We start from the raw sequence: 13,635 nt of genomic DNA, 5'->3' as shown, positions 1-13,635 counted from the left end.
GATTTTTAAGTTTATACAGATTAAATTCCAACTAACTGGCTATCGAACGGAACAACGTTTTTGAGGATCTATGCTCAATTCGTGGCTTGTTAGAATTGAATTTTGCTTATTAATCGTGATTTTTTATTCACTATTATGCACTTTTTGATAACAAGCTGAGGATTTATGCACCCCAAAAGCGGTTTAGCGTATGCACCTAACGTGACTAATCACGCAAGTTTTATTCAATAAGCCCTAAAGTGGCCACAAAAACGAAATGCTAAAATACGGCGCAGTTAATAAAATGTTGAAAATTTGTTTATGTGATTTTGATTTCACTTTTGAATTGATATTGGCGCTGCGATCTCGCGATAAACTTACCTTTCTAGGCCTGATCTGGGTGGCTTTTCTGGACGATCCGTGCCATATTTCGTGACAATCAAATTTGATCTTTTCATAGTCAACACTCTGGAGCAGACACATGTCTCACGAAGATGAATATCTATCAGTAGCGGAATTAATTGAATTTCAAAAGGAAGAGACTCGCGACATCATTACAGCATTAATTGAAGATGGTAGCGATCCTGAAGCTCTATACGATATCGAGCATCACCTATTTGCTGAAGATTTCGATGTGCTTGAGAAAGCGGTTGTTGAAGCATTCAAAATGGGCTTTGAAGTGCTTGAAGCTGAAGAGACAGAAGACGAAGATGGCAATAAGCTACTTTGTTGTGATGCAACGATGCAATGTACTCTGAATGCAGAAGCGATTGATGAGCAAGTTGAGAAGCTTGTAAACCTTGCAGAGAAGTTTGACATTATCTACGACGGTTGGGGCACTTACTACGAAGGTGAAGATGCTATCTACCCAGACGAAGATGATGAAGGCGAAGAGTAATTCTTTCCCAATTTTAAAAAATGCCAGCCTCGAGCTGGCATTTTTTTACCCTCAGAAAAATAAATGTCTTTATATGCATTCATTCATTATAATGCGGTCAAAATTGATCTAGCTCAAGGAATGATATGCGGTTGCTTCTCGATGGTCTTTGGCAAATTTCGCCACTGACGGATCTCTCTATCCCACAAGATGACATCACCTTTCCGGCTCCGTTAAGCTCAAAGCTCCCTGATAGCTTGAGTGAAAGTCAAATTGCAGAGCAAGAGTGGCACCTGATGCACGACATCGAAGTGGATGACGCTATGTTAGCGTGTCCATTTGTTGAGTTAGTGATGGCTGGAGTCGATTATTTTGCTGAAGTTCGACTTAATGGTGTGGCTGTTTTTGATTGTGATGGTAGCCAAGCTGAATACCGTAAAGATATCCGTCCTTATATGCAGTCCGGCCGAAACCGTTTCGAGATCCTTTTCCTTGAAGAAGAGGAGAGCCTATTGCTTGAAGAAGACATGGATGACTCTGTATCTTCACAGGCTATCGCTAAATCTGATTCACGCATGGGGGTTTGGCAAGCGCCATACCTGCAGTTCGTTCGAAACGTCAAGCTAGAGCAAGTTGTCACAGAGCAGATCTGGCACCACGGTGGTGGCTGTGAGTTTAAAGTGGATGTTATCTATCAAACGCTAAAGGCGGGGTTAGTATCGGCATCCATCAAGTTTAATGGTATGACTCTCGTGATGCCGATTGATGTACGCGCTGAACATACTGGCGTCGTGTTCCAGGTCGAAGCTCCTATCATTTTTGATATTGAGAATCCTAACCCCAAGTATCTATACCCATTAGAAGTGGTACTTGATGGGCAAGAAGAGAGTTCTTTTGTTGCCTTGAACCCAACTTCTTGCGTCAGTAACTTTCTACGTTAACTCCGTATATTTTAGCGTTATCTTCTTTCGCTATAGCGGCGCATTCTGCTTATAACGACTTGGCCATGACAACCTCACAAGCGTCGTGGCCTGTTTCTCCCCAAGCTGACTCAAGATGCTCAAACCCAAGCTTCTCATAGAGTTTGACCGCAGCACCCAAGCACTTCGTCGTTTCTAAATACATGTGTTGATACCCAAGTTGCTTGGCTTGCTTTAAGCTCAAAGCGACAATTCGCTTGGCTAGGCCATGCCCTCGAGTTTGCGGTAAGAAGTACATCTTTTGTAGCTCACACACATTGGGTTTACCTGCTAGAGGGGCAAAGCCACCGCCTCCGACGATCTTTCCGTTGTGTTCGATAACCCAGTACATTGCATTCGCTTGGCTATAGACAGAGTACATATCATCGAGTGTTGGATCGGCCACGCCATAACCTTTATCTTCTGTGAGTCCATGCTCAGCCGAAACTTGGCGAATGATTTGTGCGATGCTTGGGTTGTCTTGCGGTGTAATGGGTCTAAGGGTGAACTCAGCAATTTGTTCCATGATCTGCCTATGAAAGGGTCACTAATATGTGACCCAATATATGGTGACTAAGCATGTTGGTGCAAACAGAATTGTTGTTGTGCCATTTGGTCGCCTGATTTACGTAACCAGACTTTCTCGTGGAAGTAGTAAGCAACGGTATTTAAAGTTGGCTCTAGCAAGGCCATCACACCGCCGATGAAAGCATCTCCAGTCAACAAGTAGACCACGGTAAAGGCAACACTAAAATGGATGCTAGCAAAGCTTGCTGTTTTTAATTTGGTCATCCACTGACGAGCTTTAAGCGCTGGAACTTGAGCCCACGCCTTTTCATGAAAATAGAAGGCAACAGTATTGACAGAGGGCTCAATCATAGCGATTAAGCTACCAATTAAGATGTCGCCTGTTAGTACATAAGCGACACTAAATGCGATAGTAAAATGTAATGCAGCAAAGGTTAGTGTCTTTTTCATGATAATTACTCAATCGTTGTGTTGTTTCGATAGGTCTATTATTGAGAATTATTATCATTAAATATAATGGGAAGTAGAGATTAATTTGATAGATGAAACCTATCAATCAGTGCGGCTAGAGTGAGAAGCATTGGAATATTGGAATCAGGGACATAAAAAAAGGCTGGTCACCAAGACCAACCTTTCTATTTAGACCGAGAAGTTTGAAGCCTTCTCGTTCACTCGGTTTTAAAGCGCAGCGATTGTCGCTTTTTGCTCTTCAAGCTTAACAAGAGTTTCCTTGTAGCCTTCAAGCTTTTCACGCTCTTTCGCGATAACTGCTTCTGGTGCTTTAGCAACGAAACCTTCGTTACCTAGCTTACCTTCGATACGTTTAATCTCGCCGTGAGTCTTAGCGACTTCTTTATCTAGACGAGCAAGCTCTGCATCTTTGTCGATAAGACCCGCCATTGGGATCATCAACTCAGATTTGCCAACCAGTTTAGTTGCACAAGCAGGAGTCTCTTCACCATCAGCTAGAACTTTAATATCGTCTAGCTTAGCTAGAGAAGTAAGAACGATCTTGTTCGCTTCGATACGAGCGGCATCTTTCTCATCAGCAACCTTGATCATTACTTCTAAGCCTTGGCTTGGTGCAATGTCGTATTCCGCACGTAGGTTACGGATAGCAGTGATGAAAGTCTTAACCCATTCGATGTCGTCAACGATCTCAGCATTGAAGTTAGCTTCATTAAACTGAGGAAGCGCTTGAGTCATGATTGTCTCGCCTTCAACGCCGTCTACTAGCGGCTTAACGCTCTGCCAGATAGATTCAGTGATGTAAGGAAGAACAGGGTGAGCAAGACGCAGAGTCTTCTCAAGAACCGTGATAAGCGTGTAACGAGTCGCTTGTTGTTGAGCTTCAGTACCTTTCCAAAGAACAGGTTTAGTTAGCTCTAAGTACCAGTCACAGAATTGGTTCCAGATGAATTCGTAAAGCGTGTTTGCTGCCATGTCTAGACGGTAGTTGTCTAGGTGAGCATTAAACTCTTTCGCTGCAACTTCAAACTGAGACTCAATCCACTTATCAGCTAGAGAGAATTCCATGTTGGCACGGTCTTCTACAGACAGTGACATGCCACAGTCGTGCTCTTCTGTGTTCATTAGTACGTAACGGCTTGCGTTCCATAGCTTGTTACAGAAGTTACGGTAACCTTCAAGACGCTTCATGTCCCAGTTGATGTCACGGCCAGTTGAAGCCATAGCAGCAAGAGTGAAACGCAGTGCGTCAGTACCGTAGGGTTCGATACCGTTTTCGAATGTTTTACGTGTGTTCTTTTCGATCTTAGCAGCCAGTTTAGGTTGCATCATGTTGCCACAACGCTTTTCTACTAGCTCTTCAAGGCCGATGCCATCAATCATGTCGATTGGGTCAAGTACGTTACCTTTCGACTTAGACATCTTGTCGCCGTTTTCATCACGGATAAGACCCGTCATGTAAACAGTTTTGAAAGGTACTTGAGCCTTGCCATCTTCGTCTTTCACGAAGTGCATGGTCATCATGATCATACGAGCAACCCAGAAGAAGATAATATCAAAACCAGATACTAGTACTTCAGATGGGTGGAATGTTTTCAGTGCTTCAGTATCTTCAGGCCAGCCTTGTGTGCCGAACGTCCAAAGTGCAGAAGAGAACCAAGTATCCAGTACGTCGTCGTCTTGCTTAAGCACAACAACAGGCGCTAGGTTGTTCTTTTCACGAACTTCTTCTTCAGTGCGACCTACGTAAACTTTACCATCGTTGTCGTACCATGCTGGGATACGATGTCCCCACCAAAGTTGACGAGAGATACACCAGTCTTGCACGTCACGCATCCACGCGAAGTACATGTTTTCGTACTGCTTAGGTACGAATTGGATTTGACCATCTTCAACGGCTTTAACTGCTGGCTCTGCAAGAGGAGCTGTGCGCACGTACCATTGGTCAGTCAGCATTGGTTCGATAACCACGCCACCACGGTCGCCGTAAGGGACAGTTAGGTCGTGATCTTTGATCTCTTCAAGAAGACCAAGCTCATCGAATTCAGCAACGATAGCTTTACGTGCAGCAAAACGCTCCATGCCTTGGTACTTAGCAGGGATATCTGTTGAGTAAACATCGCATTCTTCGCCGTTCGTTGTGAAGACTTCCGCAGCATCACGGATATCAGCGTTGAACGTTAGGATGTTGATCATCGGTAGGTTGTTGCGCTTACCCACTTCGTAATCGTTAAAGTCATGAGCTGGAGTGATCTTCACACAACCCGTGCCTTTTTCCATGTCTGCGTGCTCATCGCCTACGATAGGGATAAGACGGTTTACAACAGGAAGTAGGATTTCTTTGCCGATAAGATCTTTGTAACGAGGATCTTCTGGGTTAACAGCAACACCAGTATCGCCAAGCATGGTTTCTGGACGTGTAGTCGCAACAACGATGTAGTCTTTACCATCAGCCGTTTTAACACCGTTCGCTAGCGGGTAGCGGAAGTGCCACATGAAACCTTTTTTGTCTTTGTTTTCAACTTCAAGATCCGAGATTGCAGTGTGCAGTTTAGGATCCCAGTTTACTAGACGTTTACCACGGTAGATTAGGTCTTCTTCGTATAGACGAACAAACACTTCTTGAGTCGCAGCCGATAGGCCGTCATCCATAGTGAATCGTTCACGATCCCAATCTACAGATGCACCAAGACGACGAAGTTGTTGAGTGATCGTGCCACCTGATTCGCCTTTCCATTCCCAGATCTTGTCGATGAAAGCTTCACGGCCGTAGTCGTGTTTTGTTTTGCCTTCTTCAGCAGCAATCTTACGCTCAACAACCATTTGAGTTGCGATACCAGCGTGGTCAGTACCCACTTGCCAAAGCGTGTTTTTGCCTTTCATACGTTGAGCACGGATAAGCGTATCCATGATCGTATCTTGGAACGCGTGACCCATGTGTAGGCTGCCAGTGACGTTCGGTGGCGGGATCATGATGCTGTAAGCTTCTTTTGATGTGTCACCGTGTGGCTTAAAGTAGCCTTTCTCTTCCCAAGTCTTATACAGAGCTTGTTCGATTGATGTTGGGTTGTATGTCTTTTCCATAGTGCTCTTAAACGGATACTGTGAATGGTTAATCGTGGTCAAACTTCATAAGTGAAGCTTCTTGAATCTAAATCCAAAGATAGCTTTAACTATGAGGTTTGACTATGGATGTTGAATCTCGATAGTTTGTAGCTGATATCCAGCCTGACGGTAAATTTTATACCTTTCTCGAGCGAGTTGCTTAGCTTTTTCTTCGCAAGGGACGAAGTCTATCACCTGAGCAAAGGCGTTCGCAAAGGTTGTATGATTATCGGCCAGATTAATTACTAGCTGACGATTCCAATTATGTTTTACGCCTTGATAGCCAATTTCGATGTTGGTTGAATACTTCGGGCCTTCGCCAACCAAGTTGTGCGCAATAAAATCACAGGGTTCGACTTGCCAGAAAACTTCAGCAATACGCTCGGCATGCTCTTTGTCATTACAGTTGAGATAAAGTTTAGCGCCTTGTTTTGCAAAGTGCTGAGCAAGAAACAGCACATAGTGAGCAAAACCATCTTCGCTGGCTTGCGGGCTGTCTGAAGGCACAATGTAAAATGTAGCAGTCTGCATACTTAATACTCGAACTGAAAATCGTGGATATCAATGTTACTTGGTTAACAGGGTCTAACAAATAGCGCTTATTAAAAAAGGGCCCGTAGGCCCTTTTTATTATTTTGAAGATTGCTCTTCAGTCTCTTGGCCGCTGCGGTTCAATAAGAATTGGACTAGCATTGAGACAGGACGACCTGTCGAGCCTTTCGCTGCGCCTGACTTCCAAGCTGTACCAGCACTGTCGATGTGTGCCCAGTGGTACTTCTTAGTGAATTTAGACAGGAAACAACCAGCAGTGATTGTGCCGCCAGGACGGCCACCGATGTTCGCCATATCAGCGAATGGGCTGTTTAGCTGCTCATGGTACTCGTCTGCCATTGGTAGACGCCATGCACGGTCACTTGCTTGCTCTGAAGCATTAACAAGTTCGTGAGAAAGTGGGTTGTGGTTCGATAGAACGCCACTGATGTGGTGACCTAGAGCGATAACACATGCGCCAGTTAGCGTAGCAACATCGACAACACAGTCAGGTTCAAAACGCTCAACGTAAGTTAGAGCATCACATAGAACCAAGCGACCTTCAGCATCAGTGTTGAGTACTTCAACCGTTTGGCCTGACATTGTCGTTAGGATATCACCTGGACGGTAAGCATTGCTGCCCGGCATGTTTTCACAACCGGCTAGGATACCAACCACGTTAATAGGCAGGTTCAGCTTAGCCAGTGCTTTCATTGTACCGAATACAGACGCCGCACCACACATGTCGTACTTCATCTCATCCATGCCTTCACCAGGCTTAAGCGAGATACCGCCTGAATCGAAAGTCAGACCTTTACCTACTAATACAATCGGCTTCGCATCTGGATCCGGAGCGCCTTTGTATTCCATGATAGACATCATCGATTCATTTTTAGAGCCACGGCCAACTGCTAGGTATGATGTCATACCCAGTTTTTCCATCTCTTCTTCGCCAATGATCTTAGTCTTCACTGTCTCGTAATCGTCGGCTAAACGACGAGCTTGAGAAGCAAGGTAAGCAGGGTTTGCGATGTTTGGTGGCATGTTGCCTAGATCTTTAGACGCTTTTACACCTGAAGCAATAGCAAGGCCGTGAGAGATTGCTTTCTCACCCAGGCTCAATTCGCGACGTGTTGGTACATTGAATACCAATTTACGTAGTGGGCGACGAGTCTCTGGCTTGTTGCTCTTGAATTGGTCAAATGTGTAAAGACCATCTTTAGTCGCTTCTACCGCTTGGCGAACTTTCCAATAAGTGTCGCGACCTTTAACGTGAAGTTCTGTAAGGAAACATACAGCTTCCATAGAACCTGTTTCGTTTAGTGTACTGATGGTTTTTTGGATAATTTCTTTGTATTGACGCTCGCCTAGCTCACGTTCTTTACCACAGCCTACCAGTAGAACACGTTCTGAAAGTACACCAGGTACTTGATGCAGTAGTAGCATCTGGCCAGGTTTACCCTCTAGATCACCGCGACGAAGCAGTGAACTAATGTAGCCATCGCTAATCTTATCTAATTGCTCGGCTACTGGAGAAAGGCGGCGCGGTTCGAATACACCGACAACGATACATGCGCTGCGCTGTTTCTCTGGGCTGCCACTTTTTACACTGAACTCCATGCGTACTCCTACATCCTGAAGACAAATCGAACTAAATGTTAGATAATGGGTTCTTACTTGTTGGATCCTATAATGGAACTAACCTTAAAGAAGAACGCTAACACTTAGCTAAAAATTTAAAAAAATAAAAGGTTCAACGGGAAATTATAGTGATTCAATCAAAAAAACAAGTTTTGTATAGGTAATTTGAGCGTGATTATTGTTAGATATTTGATCCGCGAGACAATCAAGAGCCAATTTGCGATCTTTTTTGTTCTCTTTCTCGTGTTTCTCAGCCAAAAATTCATCAGTGTTTTAGCGGATGCCTCTGATGGTGATATCCCTGCGAGTCTTATATTGTCGATTGTTGGCTTAAATATGCCAGCGATGGGCCTATTGATGCTTCCACTCAGTATCTATATTGGTATTTTGCTTACTTTTGGCCGCCTTTACGCTGAAAGTGAAATAGTGGTCATGAACGCCACCGGTATCGGTAATAAATTCCTGATCCAATCTGCGCTTTACCTCGCTTTAATTACGGCATCTGTTGCAGCCTTTAACTCATTTTGGTTATCTCCTTGGTCACAAGACAAAGTTGAACAAATGTATGAAGAAGTAGCTGCAGAGAACAGCGTTGATTTGCTACCAAAAGGTAAGTTTGAAGGTACGCCGGATGGCTCTTCTGTCGTGTTTATTGATGATATCGACGGTAATAAGTTAGAAAACGTGTTCGTAGCTCAAATGCGTCCGCGTGATTCTGTACTGCCAAGTGTGATGTTCTCGAAGTCAGGTGATGTAAAAGAGCTCAGTGATGGTCGCCAAGTGATCGTAATGTACGATGGTACTCGTCATGAAGGCATTCCGACTCGCCTCGACTACAGGGTGACGCACTTTGAAGAATACGAAGGCCTGATTGGTCAGCGTGAAGTTGAGAAGAAAGGTCGAGACTGGGAAGCGATCCCTACGCTTGAACTGATTGGTAACTCAAATAATAGTGCGAAAGCAGAGTTGCAGTGGCGTATTTCTTTGGTACTTTGTATTCCATTGTTGACCATGCTTGTCGTGCCACTGTCTGCGGTAAACCCTCGACAAGGTCGTTTTGCGAAAATCGGCCCAGCAATACTGATTTATCTCACCTATTTCTTAGCAATCAGTGCAACCAAGTCTTCAATCGAAGAGGGGAGCATTCCTGCGGTAATCGGCATGTGGCCAATCAATGCGTTATTGTTATTTGTCGCGATTGGTGCCAACTTTATGGATAGCGTGCCAGTAAGGCGTTTGAAAGAAAAATTCAAGAATAAGAGGTTGGCTTAAGCCGTGTTTAAGATTCTCGATTTATATATAGGCAGAACCATCATCGCAACGACGTCACTGGTATTGGTGACGTTTGTTGGTCTCTCTGGGATCATCAAATATGTAGAACAGCTAAGAAAAGTTGGCCGTGGTACATACGATCTATTACAAGCGCTGTATTTCGTTTTATTGAGTATCCCTCGTGATATCGAAATGTTCTTTCCAATGGCTGCATTGCTTGGCGCATTGATAGGGCTTGGTATGCTTGCTGCAAGTTCTGAGCTTGTCGTTATGCAGGCAGCTGGTTTCTCTAAGTTAGATATCGGCCTATCAGTACTTAAAACAGCTATTCCACTGATGATCGTGGTGACATTGCTTGGTCAATGGGGAGCACCGCAAGCGCAGAAAATGGCTCGTGATTTAAGAACTATCTCGATTGCTGGTGGTAATATTATTTCGACGCAAAGTGGTGTCTGGGCTCGTGATGCCAATGACTTCATCTTCATTGTCAAAATCGATGACCAGAAGCTATATGGAATGAACATGTGGCGCTTTGATGAAAACAAGGCACTTAAAACCGCTATTTATTCTGACGAAGTTGATTACGTTGGAGATAACGTGTGGACGATGAAGGATGTAGAGATCACGTCTTTTGAAAACGAACTTCAAATTACTAAAGAAAGTTTACCGACTTACTCTTGGGAAACGTCATTAGCTCCAGATAAGTTGGCGATAGTAACGGTTAAACCAGAAGAGCTATCGTTAAGTGGGTTGTATGATTATGTTTCTTATCTGAAGGCGTCAGAGCAAGATGCATCACGCTATGAATTGGCGCTGTGGAGAAAGATAACCCAGCCAATTTCGATCGCGGTTATGATGTTGATGGCACTGTCGTTTATCTTTGGTCCTTTGCGTAGTGTGACCATGGGTGCGAGGATTTTGTCAGGTGTTATTGCTGGCTTTACCTTCTATATATCCAGTGAGTTCTTTGGCCCAGTGAGTTTGGTTTATCAAATACCACCCGCCTTTGGCGCAATAGCCCCGAGCGTGGTGTTCCTTGGAATTGCCATCATGCTCTTGAGGCGGAAACTGTAAATAGTAAAAAGGAAGGCATAACGCCTTCCTTTTTTGATCTTGATTGGAGCTAACTTAAATCACATTATCGTGCTTGTGGTAACACAACGACTTCGGTCTTTGCCCAGATATCGTGAAAGCCACGTTTTTCAGGATCGAATGGAACACATAGGTTTGCCAGTCCAAAACCTGAAGTACCTAAACGAATCAGCGCCTGAGTTACTGTGATCGCTGAGCCATCTTTGTTTTGAACGCGCAGCTTCCAAGCTCTCATGCCGAGAGTTTGACCAGCTCTAGTCCAGAAGAACACGAAGAAATATACCCAAACGGCGACTAAGTAAAAGGTATATGCAGGGCTCCAAATCGGATGGTTGGTTAAGAAGTCACTAACATCGGCATAACCGCTGTGGTTAAAAATGCCGAGAGCCATGAGCGCGTGCAGTAGAGCGACAATGACGCCAGCCGCCAACATTTCAATAGCGATTACGATCAGAGCGTCGTAGAACAAGGCACCAAATCGGCGCATGACTCCTGCTGGTGGCAGAGTGTTTGTTGATGTCATGTGTTATTACTTCTTTAAAAATTGAGGCGTCAGAATATAGTTTAAGGCTTAGCCTGAAAAGAGACATGACGCACAGCTTATGACTTAGTGGCGAAATTATCGGCAAACACACATGAATTCAAGTTTTTATACTTGCCACATCAGTTCGCATACGTATAATGCCAAACATCGAAAGGGCAATGCCCCAAGATAATGCCGGTATGGTGAAATTGGTATACACGACGGATTCAAAATCCGTTGCCTTCGGGCGTGGCGGTTCAAGTCCGCCTACCGGTACCATATTTAAATGACAAAGCCTCGACGAAAGTCGGGGCTTTGTTGTATCTGGGATATAGGAAGCGTTGCCTTCGCGGTGGCGGCAGGAATGCCTGTCCAATCAGTCCGCCTACCGGTACCAAACATAGAAAGGTCGCTTTATAGCGACCTTTCGTCGTTTTGGGCGTTTGTGAATTTGAAATCCGGCGTGTCGTTGCAGTTGCTCTTCAATCAGACAGATCTTGATGTTTCACTCCTAAATCTCATAATTTCCCTTCGCTATTCGATCTGATAATGAATTAATTATCTTAAATCATGATGTTACCTGTCATTCTCTTTTCTATTGTCTATGTTTAAAGGACTAACAGAGGAGATAGATATGCTGACAGTAACCCCTTACTTGTTTTTTGATGGTCGTTGTAATGAAGCGTTGGATTTTTATCACAAGTGTTTTGGTGGTGTGGTTTTATCTAAGCAGCTTTTTAGTGATGCACCACAGGTAATCGAGGGCGCTCAACCTGATTGGGTTATGCATGCTGAGTTCGAAGCGTTTGGTATGAAGCTGATGATGTCTGATGGTGTTAAGGCAAAAGAACTTGAAGGCAACAATCTCGCTCTCTCTCTTGTGACTGAAGATACCGCGACTCAAGAACAAATCTTTGAAAAGCTCAAGAAGGGAGGGCGGATAATGACTCCACTCGCAGATACTTTTTGGGGGGCTCGATTTGGCAAAGTAGAAGATAAATTCGGTATACGCTGGATGGTGCACTGCGACTCTTTAAGTTGAGCCTGTGAAATTGGATAGTGAAATTGCTGCTTGGTTTTATTAGAATTATAAATAGAGATTAATCATCAATATTATATATAAAAATGGGCAGCATAAAGATTACCGTAGATCGCATTCAGCCCGGTCTGCATATACGACTCCCCGTAAAATGGAATGAACACCCATTTTTATTCAACAGCTTTAAAATCAAAGATGACGCTCAAGTAAAAGTAATTCGACATCTTGGGATTAAGCACGTCTATATAAACCTGAGTCAAAGTGATACCTCACCTTTACCTGTTAATCACGTAGGTGAACAAGAAGTCGATATTGATTCACAGGTAAGCCTTGAAACGGAAAGAATGTGGAAAGATAAGCATGAGCGTATCGAAACCCTTAGCTCTTACCGCCGCAGGGTGAGTCATTGTGAGAGAGAGTTTGAACGTTCGCTTGCTCGAATGCGATCTGTGATGACCAAGATCCGTAACAGACCTTTAGATGCGGTAGGGGAGGTTAAGGCTCTTGTTGATGATATCGTTGAAACTCTAGTGAGCGATGATAACGTCACCTTGCACCTTATGAATGCTAAAGCAGATTTCGAAGATATTTACTTTCATACTCTAAATGTTTCGGTTGTTGCACTGATGATAGGAAAGGCCAAAGGCTATAACACACAGCAATTGAAAGACCTCTCATTCGCAGCGTTGTTTCACGATGTAGGCAAGATCAAAATACCAGTCGCGATACTAAGAAAGCAGAGTGCACTAACGGTGCCAGAAGAGAACTACCTGAAGCTTCATACTAAATACGGTGCGGATATTGTATCGGCAATTGATGACTTTCCTGAAAGTGCTAAAAAGGTGATCGCTCAACATCATGAGATGAATGATGGTTCTGGCTACCCCGAGGGCTTAAAAGAACATGAGATTGATGAATTTGCCAAGATAGTCGCCGTGGCTAATGCATTTGATAACCTTTGCCATGGTAAAACGCAATCTCAACAAATGATCCCGTATTTGGCACTGTCCCACCTATATAAGAGCTGCAAGCATCTATATAGCCAAGATAACTTGGGGCTGTTAGTTAAGTTCATGGGAGTCTATCCACCAGGAACTGTAGTACAGCTTTCAAATGACTCGATTGGGATTGTGATATCCGTTAACGCTAAACATATGCTTTATCCAAATGTACTTATCTATGATCCTAGCGTGCCAAGAACCCAAGCTCCGATCATTGACCTCTTTATTAAAGAGATCAAAATCGTTAATGCCGTTCATCCAAGCAAATTACCTGAACAAGTTCGAGAGTATCTAAACCCTAGGGCTCGTTTATCTTACTTTTTTGATAGTGGAGAGTAGTTATCCACAGGTCGTTGTGGGTAATTTGTTCGAAACTTGGGGTGAAAGTGGTATAAATAAGCCCTTGGTTGAAATGTCTTCGCTTAACCTCTTTTTTTAATAAAAAACGCATTTATTGCTTGCCAATATGAGCGGCATCTCTATAATGCCGCCTCACTGACACGGCAGACGCCACAAGGCTTCAGCGAGAAATGTTAGTAAGGCAACTAGCTTTAAGCGATGATTCGCTTCTACTTTTAGAAAGTAGGAATTAATTCCAAATAAGTGTTTGACACTGAGAA

The 13,635-nt window shown here is 43.8% G+C and carries 12 protein-coding genes and 1 tRNA gene; 7 read left to right on the top strand and 6 right to left on the bottom strand.

Annotated features, from left to right (window positions below; genetic code table 11):
- The first annotated feature begins 460 nt into the window (after nucleotides 1-460).
- On the top strand, nucleotides 461-877 hold the full coding sequence (gene rraB, locus AB4493_RS13670) for a ribonuclease E inhibitor RraB (RefSeq protein ID WP_017058930.1): 417 nt from the start codon (nucleotides 461-463) through the stop codon (nucleotides 875-877).
- A 125-nt stretch (nucleotides 878-1,002) separates the two neighbouring features.
- The gene (locus AB4493_RS13665; protein WP_372155190.1) at nucleotides 1,003-1,797 is read left to right on the top strand and encodes a glycosyl hydrolase 2 galactose-binding domain-containing protein; all 795 of its coding nucleotides are present in this window, start codon (nucleotides 1,003-1,005) and stop codon (nucleotides 1,795-1,797) included.
- A gap of 49 nt (nucleotides 1,798-1,846) precedes the next feature.
- On the opposite strand, the gene AB4493_RS13660 is transcribed toward AB4493_RS13665, so the two are convergent.
- The 5 genes from AB4493_RS13660 to pepA all read right to left on the bottom strand — a co-directional run bounded on the left by AB4493_RS13660 (nucleotide 1,847) and on the right by pepA (nucleotide 8,067).
- Nucleotides 1,847-2,341, bottom strand: a complete 495-nt coding sequence (locus AB4493_RS13660; RefSeq protein ID WP_017066666.1) for a GNAT family N-acetyltransferase — start codon at nucleotides 2,339-2,341, stop codon at nucleotides 1,847-1,849.
- Between the two features lie 47 nt (nucleotides 2,342-2,388).
- Nucleotides 2,389-2,793 carry a DUF2061 domain-containing protein gene (locus AB4493_RS13655; protein WP_102320268.1) on the bottom strand — a complete coding sequence of 135 codons (405 nt, stop codon included), beginning with the start codon at nucleotides 2,791-2,793 and terminating at the stop codon, nucleotides 2,389-2,391.
- Nucleotides 2,794-3,021: 228 nt separating this feature from the next.
- Nucleotides 3,022-5,895 carry a valine--tRNA ligase gene (locus tag AB4493_RS13650; RefSeq protein WP_372155188.1) on the bottom strand — a complete coding sequence of 958 codons (2,874 nt, stop codon included), beginning with the start codon at nucleotides 5,893-5,895 and terminating at the stop codon, nucleotides 3,022-3,024.
- Between the two features lie 102 nt (nucleotides 5,896-5,997).
- Nucleotides 5,998-6,447: a DNA polymerase III subunit chi gene (locus AB4493_RS13645; protein WP_171733228.1), complete on the bottom strand. Its 450-nt coding sequence runs from the start codon at nucleotides 6,445-6,447 to the stop codon at nucleotides 5,998-6,000.
- Between the two features lie 99 nt (nucleotides 6,448-6,546).
- Nucleotides 6,547-8,067, bottom strand: coding sequence for a leucyl aminopeptidase (gene pepA, locus AB4493_RS13640; RefSeq protein WP_017058936.1), 1,521 nt, complete (start codon nucleotides 8,065-8,067; stop codon nucleotides 6,547-6,549).
- A 192-nt stretch (nucleotides 8,068-8,259) separates the two neighbouring features.
- On the opposite strand from pepA, the gene lptF reads away from it, so the two are divergent.
- Both lptF and lptG read left to right on the top strand, forming a co-directional pair.
- Nucleotides 8,260-9,360, top strand: coding sequence for an LPS export ABC transporter permease LptF (lptF, locus tag AB4493_RS13635; RefSeq protein WP_017058937.1), 1,101 nt, complete (start codon nucleotides 8,260-8,262; stop codon nucleotides 9,358-9,360).
- A 3-nt stretch (nucleotides 9,361-9,363) separates the two neighbouring features.
- Nucleotides 9,364-10,434, top strand: coding sequence for an LPS export ABC transporter permease LptG (gene lptG, locus AB4493_RS13630; protein WP_017058938.1), 1,071 nt, complete (start codon nucleotides 9,364-9,366; stop codon nucleotides 10,432-10,434).
- Between the two features lie 64 nt (nucleotides 10,435-10,498).
- Here lptG and AB4493_RS13625 read toward each other — a convergent pair whose 3' ends face one another.
- Entirely contained in the window at nucleotides 10,499-10,975 is a 477-nt protein-coding gene (locus AB4493_RS13625) for an RDD family protein (protein WP_017058939.1), read from the bottom strand.
- Between the two features lie 194 nt (nucleotides 10,976-11,169).
- On the opposite strand from AB4493_RS13625, the gene AB4493_RS13620 reads away from it, so the two are divergent.
- From AB4493_RS13620 to AB4493_RS13610, 3 genes are all read left to right on the top strand, one after another.
- Nucleotides 11,170-11,254 (top strand) — tRNA-Leu (locus AB4493_RS13620).
- A 355-nt stretch (nucleotides 11,255-11,609) separates the two neighbouring features.
- Nucleotides 11,610-12,017, top strand: a complete 408-nt coding sequence (locus tag AB4493_RS13615; RefSeq protein WP_017055297.1) for a VOC family protein — start codon at nucleotides 11,610-11,612, stop codon at nucleotides 12,015-12,017.
- 83 nt (nucleotides 12,018-12,100) lie between these two features.
- Nucleotides 12,101-13,354: an HD-GYP domain-containing protein gene (locus AB4493_RS13610; protein WP_017063746.1), complete on the top strand. Its 1,254-nt coding sequence runs from the start codon at nucleotides 12,101-12,103 to the stop codon at nucleotides 13,352-13,354.
- Nucleotides 13,355-13,635: the final 281 nt, after the last annotated feature.

Source organism: Vibrio sp. 10N.222.55.A1 (assembly GCF_041473835.1).
GTDB lineage: Bacteria > Pseudomonadota > Gammaproteobacteria > Enterobacterales > Vibrionaceae > Vibrio > Vibrio crassostreae_C.
The sequence above is the reverse complement of the archived record's forward strand: the minus strand, read 5'-3'. Positions and strand labels throughout refer to the sequence as shown.